This window comes from Streptococcus constellatus, assembly GCF_902167705.1.
Classification (GTDB): domain Bacteria; phylum Bacillota; class Bacilli; order Lactobacillales; family Streptococcaceae; genus Streptococcus; species Streptococcus constellatus_A.
This window is the reverse complement of record NZ_CABHMZ010000007.1, coordinates 158,092-171,905: the sequence shown is the minus strand read 5'-3', so window position 1 is coordinate 171,905 and position 13,814 is coordinate 158,092. Positions and strand designations below refer to the sequence as shown.

General features: G+C 40.5%; 12 protein-coding genes and 1 other annotated feature. Of the genes, 2 read left to right on the top strand and 10 right to left on the bottom strand.

The window, feature by feature from the left end; genetic code table 11:
* Positions 1-269 precede the first annotated feature (269 nt).
* The 8 genes from FQ204_RS02715 to FQ204_RS02680 all read right to left on the bottom strand — a co-directional run bounded on the left by FQ204_RS02715 (position 270) and on the right by FQ204_RS02680 (position 8,810).
* Positions 270-2,834 (bottom strand): pneumococcal-type histidine triad protein, encoded by a 2,565-nt coding sequence (locus tag FQ204_RS02715; protein WP_144208330.1) that lies wholly within the window; start codon positions 2,832-2,834, stop codon positions 270-272.
* 8 nt (positions 2,835-2,842) lie between these two features.
* A complete protein-coding gene (locus tag FQ204_RS02710) occupies positions 2,843-3,766 on the bottom strand; it encodes a metal ABC transporter solute-binding protein, Zn/Mn family (RefSeq protein ID WP_144208327.1) in 924 nt (307 codons plus the stop codon).
* 150 nt (positions 3,767-3,916) lie between these two features.
* A complete protein-coding gene (gene trmD / locus FQ204_RS02705) occupies positions 3,917-4,639 on the bottom strand; it encodes a tRNA (guanosine(37)-N1)-methyltransferase TrmD (RefSeq protein ID WP_144208416.1) in 723 nt (240 codons plus the stop codon).
* Positions 4,629-5,147 (bottom strand): ribosome maturation factor RimM, encoded by a 519-nt coding sequence (gene rimM, locus FQ204_RS02700; RefSeq protein ID WP_144208324.1) that lies wholly within the window; start codon positions 5,145-5,147, stop codon positions 4,629-4,631. The genes trmD and rimM overlap by 11 nt, the downstream gene beginning before the upstream one ends.
* Before the next feature lie 195 nt (positions 5,148-5,342).
* Positions 5,343-5,711 (bottom strand): 50S ribosomal protein L7/L12, encoded by a 369-nt coding sequence (rplL, locus tag FQ204_RS02695; protein WP_003024225.1) that lies wholly within the window; start codon positions 5,709-5,711, stop codon positions 5,343-5,345.
* A gap of 70 nt (positions 5,712-5,781) precedes the next feature.
* Complete coding sequence (gene rplJ, locus FQ204_RS02690) at positions 5,782-6,282, bottom strand: 50S ribosomal protein L10 (protein WP_144208321.1); 501 nt, start codon at positions 6,280-6,282, stop codon at positions 5,782-5,784.
* Positions 6,283-6,319: 37 nt separating this feature from the next.
* Positions 6,320-6,454: a sequence feature (ribosomal protein L10 leader region), on the bottom strand.
* A 342-nt stretch (positions 6,455-6,796) separates the two neighbouring features.
* Positions 6,797-7,678 carry a 4-hydroxy-tetrahydrodipicolinate synthase gene (gene dapA / locus FQ204_RS02685; RefSeq protein WP_144208318.1) on the bottom strand — a complete coding sequence of 294 codons (882 nt, stop codon included), beginning with the start codon at positions 7,676-7,678 and terminating at the stop codon, positions 6,797-6,799.
* A 55-nt stretch (positions 7,679-7,733) separates the two neighbouring features.
* Positions 7,734-8,810, bottom strand: coding sequence for an aspartate-semialdehyde dehydrogenase (locus tag FQ204_RS02680; protein WP_144208315.1), 1,077 nt, complete (start codon positions 8,808-8,810; stop codon positions 7,734-7,736).
* 500 nt (positions 8,811-9,310) lie between these two features.
* Here FQ204_RS02680 and FQ204_RS02675 point away from each other — a divergent pair, with 500 nt between their 5' ends.
* Complete coding sequence (locus FQ204_RS02675) at positions 9,311-10,003, top strand: YoaK family protein (RefSeq protein WP_144208312.1); 693 nt, start codon at positions 9,311-9,313, stop codon at positions 10,001-10,003.
* Between the two features lie 57 nt (positions 10,004-10,060).
* Here the strand turns inward: FQ204_RS02675 and FQ204_RS02670 are convergent, their stop codons facing one another.
* Both FQ204_RS02670 and FQ204_RS02665 read right to left on the bottom strand, forming a co-directional pair.
* On the bottom strand, positions 10,061-11,008 hold the full coding sequence (locus tag FQ204_RS02670) for an AEC family transporter (protein WP_144208309.1): 948 nt from the start codon (positions 11,006-11,008) through the stop codon (positions 10,061-10,063).
* A gap of 14 nt (positions 11,009-11,022) precedes the next feature.
* Positions 11,023-12,645: a malolactic enzyme gene (locus FQ204_RS02665; protein WP_144208305.1), complete on the bottom strand. Its 1,623-nt coding sequence runs from the start codon at positions 12,643-12,645 to the stop codon at positions 11,023-11,025.
* Positions 12,646-12,848: 203 nt separating this feature from the next.
* On the opposite strand from FQ204_RS02665, the gene FQ204_RS02660 reads away from it, so the two are divergent.
* Positions 12,849-13,739, top strand: coding sequence for a LysR family transcriptional regulator (locus FQ204_RS02660; RefSeq protein WP_144208302.1), 891 nt, complete (start codon positions 12,849-12,851; stop codon positions 13,737-13,739).
* The last annotated feature ends 75 nt before the right edge of the window (positions 13,740-13,814 follow it).

Genomic DNA, 13,814 nt, shown 5'->3' with positions numbered 1-13,814 from the left:
TGATTGAGGCTAGCCGACCCTCGGACAGGGTAAATTAGTTTTGGTTTGTTCTATCCGCCCAGCGGACGAAGTGAAATCATTTTGGTTTGCTCTATCCGCTCGGCGGACGGAGTAAATCTCTTTTAGTTTGTTCTATCCGCTCGGCGGACGGAGTGAATCTCTTTTAGTTTGTCTTATCAGCCTGGCGGACAAGATAAAACTTCCCTTTATAAACATAGAATAACAAAAGAGCTGGAAAGTCAATTTCCAACTCTTGAGGGGGGGTATTATTAAGAAACCAATTTTCCTGTAAGTACATTGATAGACTTGACAGTTCCTGTCGAATCAGTGTAGCTGACTGTCTTGTTTTCAGGATGATAGGTAAAGTTTTCTAAGCTCAAACCATATTTAAAAGCAATGTTAATCATTTTTGCTCGGAAATCTTGCAGAGACAATCCATAGCTTGCTGCGCGTGCCTTTTCAGCTTCTTCTTCAGCATTAACTGTTGGTTTTTCAGTCCCTTCTGAATTTTCCTTTTCATCATCTACCTCTTTACTTGCAGAGTCGTCTTTCTTATCTTCTGGCTCTTCATTTGGTGCATAATTCTTGCCATCATCTGATTGGTTTTGCTTGCCATGGTCGCTGTCATTACCAAAACCATCATCAGAGTGAGGACGATCGTTTGGATTTTGCACATAATATTTCACCGTAGCAAGGAAATCTTCCATGCTATAACCATCTGGCGCGTTGTAAAGACCTTCGTCAAACCAAGAGAGAGAAATATTGTGATAGTGATCATGGTGCGGAATAATCAATTGCCCATTCTTGTAATCCACAACATAAGCTGTATGATATGGCATTGCCTCAACCGGCACTTTTTTAGCTGGTGTCACGCGTTCATAGATTGATTGCGCACTTTCTTTTTGAGGTTGCTTTGGATCAGTTTTAGGCTTGTCTTCTTTCTTTTCATTCAGCGCTTTGGTTTTCAGATATTCTTCTGTCGCCTTACGCTCAGATTCTGACAAATCCTTCTTAGGAATATAATGGCTGTGTGTCATGTGTGGCGCAGTGTAGCCATCTCCCTGCTCCTCTGTCACATCATGCGGATCAAAGATATAACCGTCTGATGTCGCATAACGACCTGCAGCTTTAGCTAGCGCAACTTCATCAGCCGTATAAGCAATTTGCGAATTTGCTTTGCCTGCGCGGTCAGGGTGCACTTCGGCGGAGAGTTTCAAGACTTGGTCTAGCAAAGCCAATTTATCCGCATTCTTGTCTGCCACTTTTTGGAGCAAATCATTCACTTGAGCCAGTTTATCACTTGCATTTCCTTTTTCTTCCAATGCTTTTCGGATAGACATCAACACAACTTTCGCTTTCTTTGCAAATTCTGTGTTTTGGCTAGCAGAATCATTATCTGAACCAGTTGCTTTCACCATTTCGGCTAACAAGGCTTTTGCTTTCGCAAGCAGGCTCTCTTTCTCCTCTATACCTAATAACAGATTTGAGTTGAGACCATTTATTTGTTCTTCAAAGTTTGCTTTTTGACGTGCATCTGAAACCTTCTCTAACAAAGCTTCTGCTTTAGCAAGGAAAGTTTTGATTTGCTCATCACTAACTTCTGTTTCAGCAGGTTCTTCTTTCTTCTCGTTTTTATCAGAAGTTTTGCCAGTATCTTGCTGATTTTTATCTGGTGTTGCTTGATGATCTTGTTGCGCTTGATCCGATTGCTTAGCTTCTGAATAGTCCTCGCCCGGCGTTATCATCTGAGCAATCTTTCGTTCCAATTCAGACATGTCACGATAATAAATAAAATGATAATGATTGCCGTGCGGAACAGCCACTCCATTAGAAGTCCGCTTTGTAATCTGTGCTGGGTCAAATACCAGACCGTCTGATTCTACATGCCGTTGACTCAAAGGAGTCGCATACAATTGCCGCAGCAATTTAATGATTTCAGCTTTATTTCCGCGCTTCGGTTCAGTTTGTTTTGGAGCTGGTTGAGAAGGCTGAGTTTGCTGATTTCCTGTATGATTAGACGTTCCCGGATTAGCAGGACGATAGTCCAACGATGGATGGCTCATTCCTCCGTTTGACTGAGGAATTTGACCTGAATTGGACGGATATTGTGGACGACTTTTGCCTGTTTTATTGTCCCAATAGTTTTGAGCCGCCGCCAATTCACTAGGCGATAAATCACTCTTTGGAATGTAGTGGAAATGATTGCCATGCGGAACGATAAAAGCATCACCTGTATCCTCAATGACATCAGTTGGATTGAAGACATAGCCATCATCTGTCGTATAACGACCTTGCGCACGAGCTTCTTTGACAGCTGTTGTTACAGTTCCTTTTGCGCCCTTATGCCCTTTCCCACTGTATTCTTCCCTTTGACGAGCAATTTCTTCTTTTGTCCGAACATTGCTGGTGTGATTTGGATCTTTCAGATAAAGATAATACTTGCCATTCACCTTAATAATGTAGCCGTCTTTTACTTCGTTGACAATATCAGACTGCTGCAAAGTGTAGTTTGGATCGCGCATGATTAGCTCCTCACTGATAATGGCATCATAAGGAACTTTTCCATTGTAATAGTGATAATGATCTCCGTGAGACGTTACGTAGCCTTGGTCTGTAATCTTAACGACAATCTGCTCTGCGTTGATTCCTTCTTTGGCACTCACTTCATCAGGAGTCAAATTCTCAGACTTTTTTGCTTTGGCTTTGGACTTACTATCAACATAAGCTACACGATTGTCTGCTTTGCTAGAAACACTTTGATAACGCCCTAGCTCATACGCACAAATGCTCAATGCAAGAACTGCAATAGATCCAACAATATATTTTTTCTTCATTTTTCTCCTCATTTTTTCAATTCTTTTGCCAATACCGCTAGATTGGCGTCTAGATTTTCAAGATAAGTTTTATTATTTTGTGGGTCAGCTTCCAAAGGATTCAATTCTTTTAATTTCACCCCTGTGGATTTGACCAAGGTTTTAGCAACTTTTGATGACGCATTGCTTTCCACGAAAATTGTTTTGACCTTGTATTGTTTCACAAACTCTTCGATTTCCGTCAGCTGACGCGGACTAGGCTCTTGCTCTGGTGAAATCCCAGCAATCCCCAATTGAGTCAATCCAAATCGCTTTGCCAAGTAAGAAAAGGCCGTATGCTGCGTCACAAACGTTTTTTGTTTCGCTGCTTTGAAAATCGGCTGATATTTTTTAGTCAACTCTTTTGCCTTAGATGCCAGCTCTTTCGCATTTTTTTGATAGGTTTCTTTATTTTTACTATCAATCTTCGAAAGTTTATCAGCGATGATTTGCGCTTCTTCTGCTACTTTTTCTGGATCTAACCAGGTATGCGGATCATAAAGAGTTTTTTCATCCACTCCCTCACCAGCAGCAACATCTTCTAATCCCGGTACACGCTCCAGCTTCATACCTTCTGACGCTTCAAGCACCTTCACTTTGGATTTTTTTAGATTTGGATCCAATTTTCCTGCCCATGACTCTAGTGTATGAGAATGGTAAACAAAGACATCCGCATCATAGATAGCAGCTACATCATTCGCTGATGGTTCAAAGGAATGAATACCGCTACTGGATTGAATCATCCGAACATCATTTAAATCGCCTGATACTTCTTTGACCATAGCATAAATCGGATAAAAACTTGTTACAATTTTCAGACCTTTACTCTGTTTTTTTGTACTTGTTCCACACGCTGTCAACAACAAAGTCAATCCTACCACAAAAATAGAAAATAGATATTTCCTTAATTTCATATATCACTCCTTAACTAGTGTTTAACCAGTTTATTAACTGGTTAATATGATACCATGATAGAAATTAGCTGTCAAGAATTTTTTATCTGTTTTTCTAACAATAATAAAAAAGCTTCCTAAACCACATTAGAAAACTTTTAGTCTTATACATCAATTATTCTTTTCTTTACGAATCTCTTCCAACATTTCAGTTTCTTCTGCTGTGAACTCATATTTTTCTAGCAAATCTGGACGACGCTCGTAAGTCTTTTTCAGACTCTCATACAGACGCCATTTTCGAATATTTTCATGATGACCGCTCATCAAAATATCTGGCACAACCATTCCACGAAAATCATAAGGGCGCGTATATTGAGGATATTCTAAAAGACCTGATGAAAAACTGTCATCAGTATGACTAACTTCCTTACCAAGAACTTCAGGAATCAGTCGTACCGTCGCATCAATCATCGTCATAGCAGCCAACTCTCCACCGGTCAAAACATAATCTCCAAGAGAGACCTCGTCTGTCACCAAACTTTTAATCCGCTCATCATAACCTTCATAATGCCCACAAATAAAGATCAATTCTTCTTCTTGAGAAAGTTCTTCCGCATAGGCTTGATTAAATGTTCGACCAGCGGGATCTAACAAAATAACCCGTGGTTGCTTTTTTTCAATCGCATCATAAGCATCAAAAATCGGTTGCGCTCTGAGCAACATTCCCTGACCGCCTCCATAAGGCTCATCATCAACATGTCGCAACTTCTCTGCATTTTCTCGAAAATTATGATAGTGAATCTCTAGCAATCCTTTTTCACGTGCCTTACCAACTATTGAATGCTCCAGCGGGGCAAACATCTCCGGAAATAATGTTAAAATATCAATCTTCATCATCCAGCCCTTCCGGAATTTCCACATCTACTCGATTATTTTCAAGATCAATATTCAGCACAACAGGTGGAATATAAGGCAAGAGTAAATCGCGCTTACCTTTACGCTTTACCACCCAGACATCATTGGCACCCGGCTGCAAAATTTCTTTAATGGTTCCAATCAAAATATCCTGTTCATAAACATTTAAGCCAATAATTTCATGATAATAAAATTCGCCCTCATCTAAATCCGATAAGTCTTCTTCAGCCACTTTCAAAGTAAAATCACGATATTTCTCAATGTCATTGATATGGTACATTCCTTTGAATTTGATAATATCAAAATTTTTCATCTTACGATGACTAGCAATTTCCACATTCATGACAAAATGTTCCTTTTTATCAAAAAGAGCTAAAACATTTCCTTTTTTAAAACGCTCCTCTGTAAAATCAGTTACGGACATAACGCGCATTTCACCTTGCAAACCTTGCGTATTTACAATTTTTCCAACATTATAATAGTTCATTTTCTCTCCAAATACTAGCATTATCCTATTTATTCTATCATGAATAAAGGGAATTCTCAAGAAAACAAAAACCCCACTAAGATAAATTCTTAGTAGGGTCATTGGGGAATGACATTATTCCTCTGATTTTAAATCGCCTTAAGCAACCTTAAAACCTTGATTTATTAGGTTTCCGCAATCTCTTGCGGTGCTCTATTATTTAAGAGTAACTGAAGCTCCAGCTTCTTCCAATTTAGTTTTGATTTCTTCTGCTTCTGCAGTTGCAACACCTTCTTTAACAACAGTTGGTGCTCCATCAACAAGTTCTTTAGCTTCTTTAAGACCAAGACCTGTGATTTCACGAACAGCTTTGATAACGCCGACTTTCTTGTCGCCTGCTGCAGTCAATTCAACGTCAAATGAATCTTTTGCAGCGGCAGCTTCACCAGCACCAGCAGCAGCTACAGCTACAGGAGCAGCTGCAGTTACACCAAATTCTTCTTCGATAGCTTTTACAAGGTCGTTCAATTCAAGAATTGAAGCTTCTTTAATTTCAGCAATAATATTTTCAATGTTCAATGCCATTGTTATTTCCTCCAAATATGTTTTCGTTATTTATTATTAGTTTGTAGCATAGGCTACGCGCAACTTAAGATTAAGCTGCCTCTTCTTTGTTCTCTGCAACCGCTTTGACTGCAAGAGCAACGTTGCGAACTGGTGCTTGAAGTACAGATAGTAGCATAGATAGAAGTCCTTCGCGATTTGGAAGAGTTGCAAGAGCAACGATTTCTTCTTTAGATGCAACAGCACCTTCAATAGCTCCACCTTTAATTTCAAGTGCATCAGCTTCTTTAGCAAAATCATTGATGATTTTTGCTGGTGCTATAACATCTTCATTTGAAAATGCAACAGCAGATGGTCCAACAAACGCATCAGCAAGACCTTCAAGTCCAGCTTTTTCAGCTGCACGACGTAAGATTGAGTTTTTAATGACTTTATACTCAACTTCGCTTCCACGAAGATTACGACGAAGAACTGTGTCTTGTTCAACTGTAAGACCACGAGCATCAACAACAACGATACTTGCAGCTGCTTTCATTTTTTCAGCAACTACATCAACTAGTTCCGCTTTTTTAGCAATACTTGCTTCACTCATTTAGTGTTTCACCTCCGTAATTATTTGCTTGGGGAATTTTTCCAAAAGAAAAACGCGCCCAAACCTAGACACGAAAGTACAATACGTTTCTTTTACATGATCCGTTTTGTCCTCGGTAGGATCTTTATGAGTCAAGCTCCCCTACTGTCTTAGGCAGTTTTTTCAAACCAATGATTATTGTAACATAAGAAAAAGAAGATTGCAAGAGTTTTTGATAATTTTTTATAGCTAGAGGGAAAATCTATCTTTTTTGGTTAGCAGATACATTAAATTTTTGAAAAAAGCACCAGCTCACTCGGAGTAGATGCCTTATACTCTTATAACTCTCTAGCTTTCAAATATTGCTCGTTTGCAATAAGCATTTTTTTGTAATACTGATCATAACTCTTACTAAATTTCCTTATTAGTGGAATTGCATTGGATGCCAAAGTCCTCCGTAATGAAAAAATTAACTACTTCACAATAAATTTTAACAACATTTTTACGACTTTTTACAAATCTAAAATGCTTAATTTCAATCTTCAAAAAATGGAAGAATAGAGGCTTTTTCTGTCTCTGTACAAGCAACAAGCGGGAGGCGAAGTGGTCCGACTTCAAATCCTTGAGAATTTAGCACAGCTTTAAGTGGTGCTGGGCTAGTTACAGAAAAGAGAGCTTCTATTTTGGGTAACAGCCGACGTTGAATCTGAGCAGCTTTTTTCAGCTTACCCTCATCTAAAGCAGCAAACATTTCATAAAAGTCATCTCCATTGGTATGAGCCGCAACAGATATAACGCCCTGTGCTCCGATTGCCTTTGCATGAAAAGCTTGTCCGTCTTCCCCAGTATAAATTAGAAAGTCCTGTGGAGCGTTTTCAACCAAATGGGTAAGAGCATCTATGCCTGTACAATCTTTGATAGCAATAATATTTGGCAATTGCGCCAAGCGCAACGAAGTTTCCACCGTCAAACCAGCAACCGTTCGGCTAGGAACATTATAAACGATGACTGGCAGATTTGAAGCTTCCGCAATCGCTTTATAATGCTGATATAGTCCTTCTTGAGTTGGTTTGTTGTAATAAGGAGTCACTGCAAGTCCGGCAGCAAAACCACCAAATTTGTCAACTTCACGCGCGAATTCAACTGAATCTCGAGTATCATTTGTACCAATTCCGGCTATCAACGGAACTCGCCCTTTTACAATCTTTTGAACTGCTGCAAATAATTCTAGCTCCTCTTCATGCGTCAGAGTTGGGCTTTCGCCTGTCGTTCCTGCGATAATCAGTCCTTCTGTATGATGCGCTAGAAGGTGCTCAATCAGCTTAGGAAGAGCTTCAAAGTTAATACTACCGTCCTCTTTAAACGGTGTTACAAGCGCTGTTATGATTCTAGCTTTTTTTAAATCTTCTATAGACATAAACCTCGTCCTCCTAGCTTGCAAAGTACAATGAATATGAATGCTATCTTATACTTCACTTCATCTCAAAAACAACTTCTGCTGTCGGGCGTACTAAGCCACGCTCATGCAAAGTTTCAGCGATTTGAACAGAATTCCAAGCAGCACCTTTAAGCAGGTTATCTGAAACCACCCACATGTGGATTCCTTTTTCAGCATCTAGGTCTTTACGGATACGACCAACAAAGGTATCACGTGAACCAACAGCGTTGATGGCTTGCGGATAGATTTGGTGAGCGACATCATCCTCAAGAACTGCTCCTGGGAAGTCTGAAATGGCTGCCTTGACTTCCTCAATCGGCGCTACTTCCTTGGTCTCAATGTAGACAGACTCTGAGTGCGCCGAAAGAACAGGGATGCGAACACAAGTGGCAGAAACCGCAATCGTGTCGTCTTCCATGATTTTTTTGGTTTCATTGGTCATTTTCATCTCTTCGTAGGTGTAGTCATTGTCCGTGAAAACATCAATTTGAGGAAGAGCATTAAAAGCAATCGGATAGTGCTTTTTATCGCCACCAGAAGGCAAAATTTCTGCCTTGACATCACGCGGATTGACTCCATCATTTAAGACTTCACGTAATTCACGCTGAGTCTCAAGAATAGCTCCCATACCAGCACCAGACACAGCCTGATAGGTCGATACGATGATACGCTCTAGACCCCATTTCTGACGAACAGGTTCCAGCGCCACCATCATCTGGATAGTGGAGCAATTTGGGCAGGCGATAATTCCGTTATGAGCATCAAGTGCATGTGCATTGACCTCTGGTACAACCAAAGGAACATCAGGATTCTGACGGAAATAAGAAGTGTTATCCACCACAACAGCTCCTGCCTTGACAGCGTACGGAGCATACTTAGCAGAGGTTGAGCCACCTGCTGAAAAGAGGGCAATATCAACACCAGCAAAAGCTTCCTCAGTTGTTTCCTCAATCACTACTTCTTGATCTTTAAAGGGTAGTTTCTTCCCAGCAGAACGAGCTGAAGCCAAGTAGCGTACTTTTTCAATTGGAAGAGTTGATTCTTCCAGCATTTTGATCATTTGAGCTCCAACGGCACCTGTAGCACCTACCACAGCAACTGTGTATCCCATAACATACCTCTCTGAATTTTCAAAAAATTTGTGTATTGCTGGTATTATACTACTTTTCTAAAGAATTGAAAAGACTTATAAGAAAAAAAAGAGGCTGGGCAAAAAGTGTCCCAGCTTCTATCAGATTTAGTAATAAACGAATAACGCAGTAGGTGATTGGGCTCTTCATTCGCTTTTCAAGCTCGGAAGAGCACCTAACCAACCTTGCGGGGGTGGGACTACGAACTAAAAATCGAAAATTTTTAGTTCGTAGTCCCACTCCCTAAGGGCACTTTCGTGTGATGAGCAGGTTCACACAACTCATCAAGGTCCGCTCCTGCATATATGACCTCCCATGCTCAATATGTGGCTTGCGCCACCTATCGACTCATCGCATATCTAGCATTCTACTATAGAAAATTCCAAAAGTCAAACTATTTTTATTATTAAAATTTCCAACTTATCCTATGTTTGAAATTCGTTCTTTAAAAGAGTAAAATAGTTTCTAGGAGGATGAAGTCATGGATACAACGAAACAGCCTGTCCCTATGCCTCAAGATACGAGAGTGATAGCTCTCTTGCTTGGAGCTGTGGGTGGCTGCCTGGATGTTTTCTCGCATATGCAATTCAGCACGCTGATCGCGACCCAAACAGGGAATATCATTTTAATCGTAGCCGATTGGAATGGAGCCGCTGTAAAAACTGCTTACCATATTCTTTCACTTATCTTCTTTACTCTTGGTTTTATCCTTGGCATTCTGCTTAAAGAACGGGCGAAAAGCTCTCATTGGCGTACTTGGGGAATCTTACCGTTAACTCTTACCACTTTCCTCTTTCCTTTCTTTCACTCACATTATTTTATATGGGTGATATTGCTTGCAACCTCTACCGGAATGGTCATGCTAACTTATACAGGCTCAAAAATTGAGTCTTATCCCTACATGATTATGATGACTTCAGGAAATTATCGGAAAATGGTCACTGCTTGGTATGAATACATTCGTTTTAAGGAGCGTAGACATATTATTCAAAGACAGGCTGTTAATTACTCTATGATTGTTGCTAGTTTCATCGGAGGTGCTATTTTTACTGGATTTCTCACACAACTCATTCACCAATATGCTATCTGGACAGTTACCACTATTTTGACGATTATTAGCATCCATTATACTAGATACAACCATATACATCATCTAAAACAAAAGAATATCTAACATCAATTAACGCCCCGACTGTTGTCAGGGCGTTTTGCTATTATTTTTAATAATGCTTTATCCAAGCAATGTCACAACAACTGGAATAACAATTACAAATAAGACGGTACTTAATGTCACAACATTTGTCGTAAATTCGACATCACCACCGCCCTGACTGGCAAGAATTGGGAGAACTGCAAGGGCAGGTGCGGCAGATTGGACAACGAAGGTCTTGTATTCCATCGCAGGCAATCCGCTTGCTACTAAATTCAAAAGGATAACCATTGTTATTGGTGCTAAGATAAATTTACCAACTAAGGTCACAACAGAATCCTTATCGAACCGAATTGTGCTCAAACCTGCTTTAGCTAAAATGATTCCAATGTAAATAAGAGACAAAGGAGTTACCAAGTTTCCAATGTAAGTAAGGGTACTGTTGGCAAAACTAGGTACTTCCCAGCCTAAGATAAGAAAGACTAAGGCGACGAGAAAACCAATCAGAGGAGCTGGCAAGAGCTTTTTCCAGTCAAATTTTTGCCCTGCTTTCTTTTTTCTTGTCTTACTGTCACTCGTCATCAGATAGACTCCAAGCGTCCAAGTAGAGATGGTGTTGGCGATATAGTAAACCAGGAAATATGGAAGTGCCTTGTCCCCGAAGAGGGCAACATTTAAAGGAAGTCCGATAAAAATCGTATTGGCATTGACGAAAGTATTAATCATGGTTGCCCGACGACCGGGGCGCACCTTGAATAACTTTACTGCCGCAAAAGCAAGGAGATAGCCGATGGCAAAAGCTACCAAAACCCAAAGGAGAGCTCCTGATAACGAAACAAGCTTGCTCAAAGTCATATACTTTAAGACAGAGACAAAGATTGAAACCGGCAAGGCTACATTCATTATGAGGCGGGACAGATTGGGACCGAAGTCTTCTCCGAACCAGCCCCTTACTTGCAAGATATAGCCTAATACAATGATTGCAATAATTGGGATGATACTTTGAATAGAGGTTAAAAAGATATTCATAAAAACCTCCTATCTTAGTATCTTGGATACCATTTCAAATCGCCTACTGCTTTAGCCATATCTTTCTCTGCTGCTTGTGCAAGACCCTGCTCTTGAGCTTTTTTGGCGACGGCTTCTGCTACCTTGATAGATACTTCTGTCACGTATTTGAAAGGCGGAAGAACGGGAGCTCCAGGCTGGGTAATATCCACAATGCCGCTCAAGGAATGGGCTGCAGCCCCAATCATTTCATCTGTCAGCAGCTTGGCCTCTGAGCCAAGGACACCCAGACCTAAACCAGGGTAGATGAGAGCATTGTTGGCCTGACCGATTTGATAGGTCACACCTTTGTACTCCACATCATCCGCTGGGATACCTGTTGCCACAAAGGCTTTTCCGTCAGACCATTTGATCAAGTCCTCGGCAGATGCTTCTGCTAGTTTTGTAGGGTTGCTGAGCGGGAAGATGATGGGCCGTTCTGTGTTTTGACACATGGCTTCTACGATTTCTTTGGTGAAAGTGTTGGGCTGCGTAGAAGTTCCCACTAAGATTGTTGGTTTGACCGTCTTCACTACTTCAAGCAAATCTATGAGTTTATCTGCATTTGGGAAGTCGGAGCGTTTCTTAGCAAAGGTTTTTTGCTCAGGAGTTAAGTCATCCATGTCATCAAAGAGCAGACCTTGCTTGTCAACCATGAAAAAGCGTTTATAGGCTTCCTCTTCTGACAAACCATCTACTACCATCTCTCTGTGTACACGCGCAGCGATTCCCGCACCCGCTGTACCGCCGCCGTAGCAGAGATAGATCTGGTCGCTTAGTTTTTCACCAGTGACGTCCAGAGAACCAAAGATACCACCCAAAGTGACAATTCCTGTCCCTTGGATATCATCGTTAAAAGTTGGGATTCTATCTTTGTATTTGTTTAAAATAGTTGCAGCATTTAAGCGGCCAAAGTCTTCCCAATGCAGGTAGAGTTTAGGGAAAAGACGCTCAGCTGTTTGGACAAATTGATCAACAAAATCATAGTAACGGTCTCCACGAACTCTTTCATGACGATTTCCAAGATAATTTGGATTGTCTAACAACTCCTTGCGATTGGTTCCTGCGTCAATAACTAGTGGCAAGACGGATTTTGGATCAATTCCTGCTGCTGCAGTATAGACCATGAGTTTGCCGACTGAAATATCTACACCATTGGTGCCCCAGTCACCGATTCCCAGGATTCCTTCTGCATCTGTCACCACAATCAGCCGGATTTCATGGTCTCCTGCCGCGTTTTTCAGCATTTCTTCGATGTTTTCAGGATGGTTGATGTCCAAATACCCGGCATACTGAGGATCTACAAAGAGATCGCTATAGCCCTCGATGGTATCAGCGATTGTAGGGTCGTAGACAATGGGGTTGAATTCCTTGATATGCTGACTAAATAGATAGTAAAAGAGAGTTCGGTTGGTATTGAAAATCTCCATCAAAAACAAGCGTTTTTCAAGATTGCTGCCTTTTTGCTGATAATGATGGTAGGTTTGAGCTGCCTGTTCTTCCAAGGTTTGGACATAAGGCGGCAAGAGTCCGACGAGCCCAAGCTCTTTGCGTTCTGCTTCTGTGAAGGCTGTGCCTTTATTCAAAAAAGGATTATTTAAAATTTCATGTGCTTTCATATAGACTGCTCCTTGGTTTTTAGGGTAAGAAAAATGGATTTTTAGGCTTGATCTGTCGCTCAAAAACCATCCTCTGTTTGCTTTATTATAAAATAAAAGTGTTCCTATAGTCAAAAACAGCAGTACGGATAAAATTTATTTATACCAATTTTCTTTTGCCCTAATTTCACCTCTTTGTGTTACACTTGAAGAAAGAGGTAACCATGAACATAAAAGATTTTGAGTATTTTTATTCTCTCACGCAGCTTCAATCTTATACTGCTGTCGCCAAGAAATTTGACATCAGTCAGCCGTCTGTTTCTTATGCCGTAAAACGCTTAGAAGAAGAATTTAATTGCAAACTCATTGCAGCAGATCCGTCTCATCGTACTTTTTCTTTGACAGAGCAAGGAGAAATCCTCCTAAGCCATCTCAAGCGCATCCTGCCTGAGCTTTCTTCTGCCCATAAAGAAATCAATCGCTCATTAGCGCATTATTCGACTGTCGGATTCCCGCCGATGATTATGAATTATTTACTGTCATTTATTTCTGAAAATGATGATAAAACTGCCGTTTTCCAAAAAATCCGTCCTATTCGGGGAGGTTCTGTCGAATTGCTTCGACTCTTGGAAAATGGAGATTTAGATGCCAGCTTTATTGCGACACTCGGCTCCTTTTCGCACAACACCTTAAACTTGCGGGAGTTATTTTCAAGTCAACTATTTGTCGTCATGTCTAAATCCCATCCGTTAGCCAGTAAAGAAATTCTCTCCTTTTCGGAATTGATTGATGAATCTTTTATCGTCCTTGACCAGCATTTCATTCACCTGAAAGCTTTTCGTGAGTTAAATCAAAAGCATCACAATAAAGCTGAAATCTTTTTTCAGACGGATGACGTTTCCCTGCTAAAGCAGATGCTGCGTAAAAATATCGGTATCAGCCTTTTAGCAGATTTTGCTCTTTCAGACGATGAGGATAAATTGGTTAAAATCCCTCTGTCTAAGGAGGATAAAATAACATTTTATATCTATCTTGCCAGTCTAACATCAACAATTTTAAATGAAGATATAATCAATTTCTTTGATTACATCACCAATCTTCTTCAAGAAAAATAAAAACCTGAACCGATTCTCTTTAGGAGGCTTATCCTAGAGGATTGGTTCAGGTTTTGTTTATTGATTGATAATTGT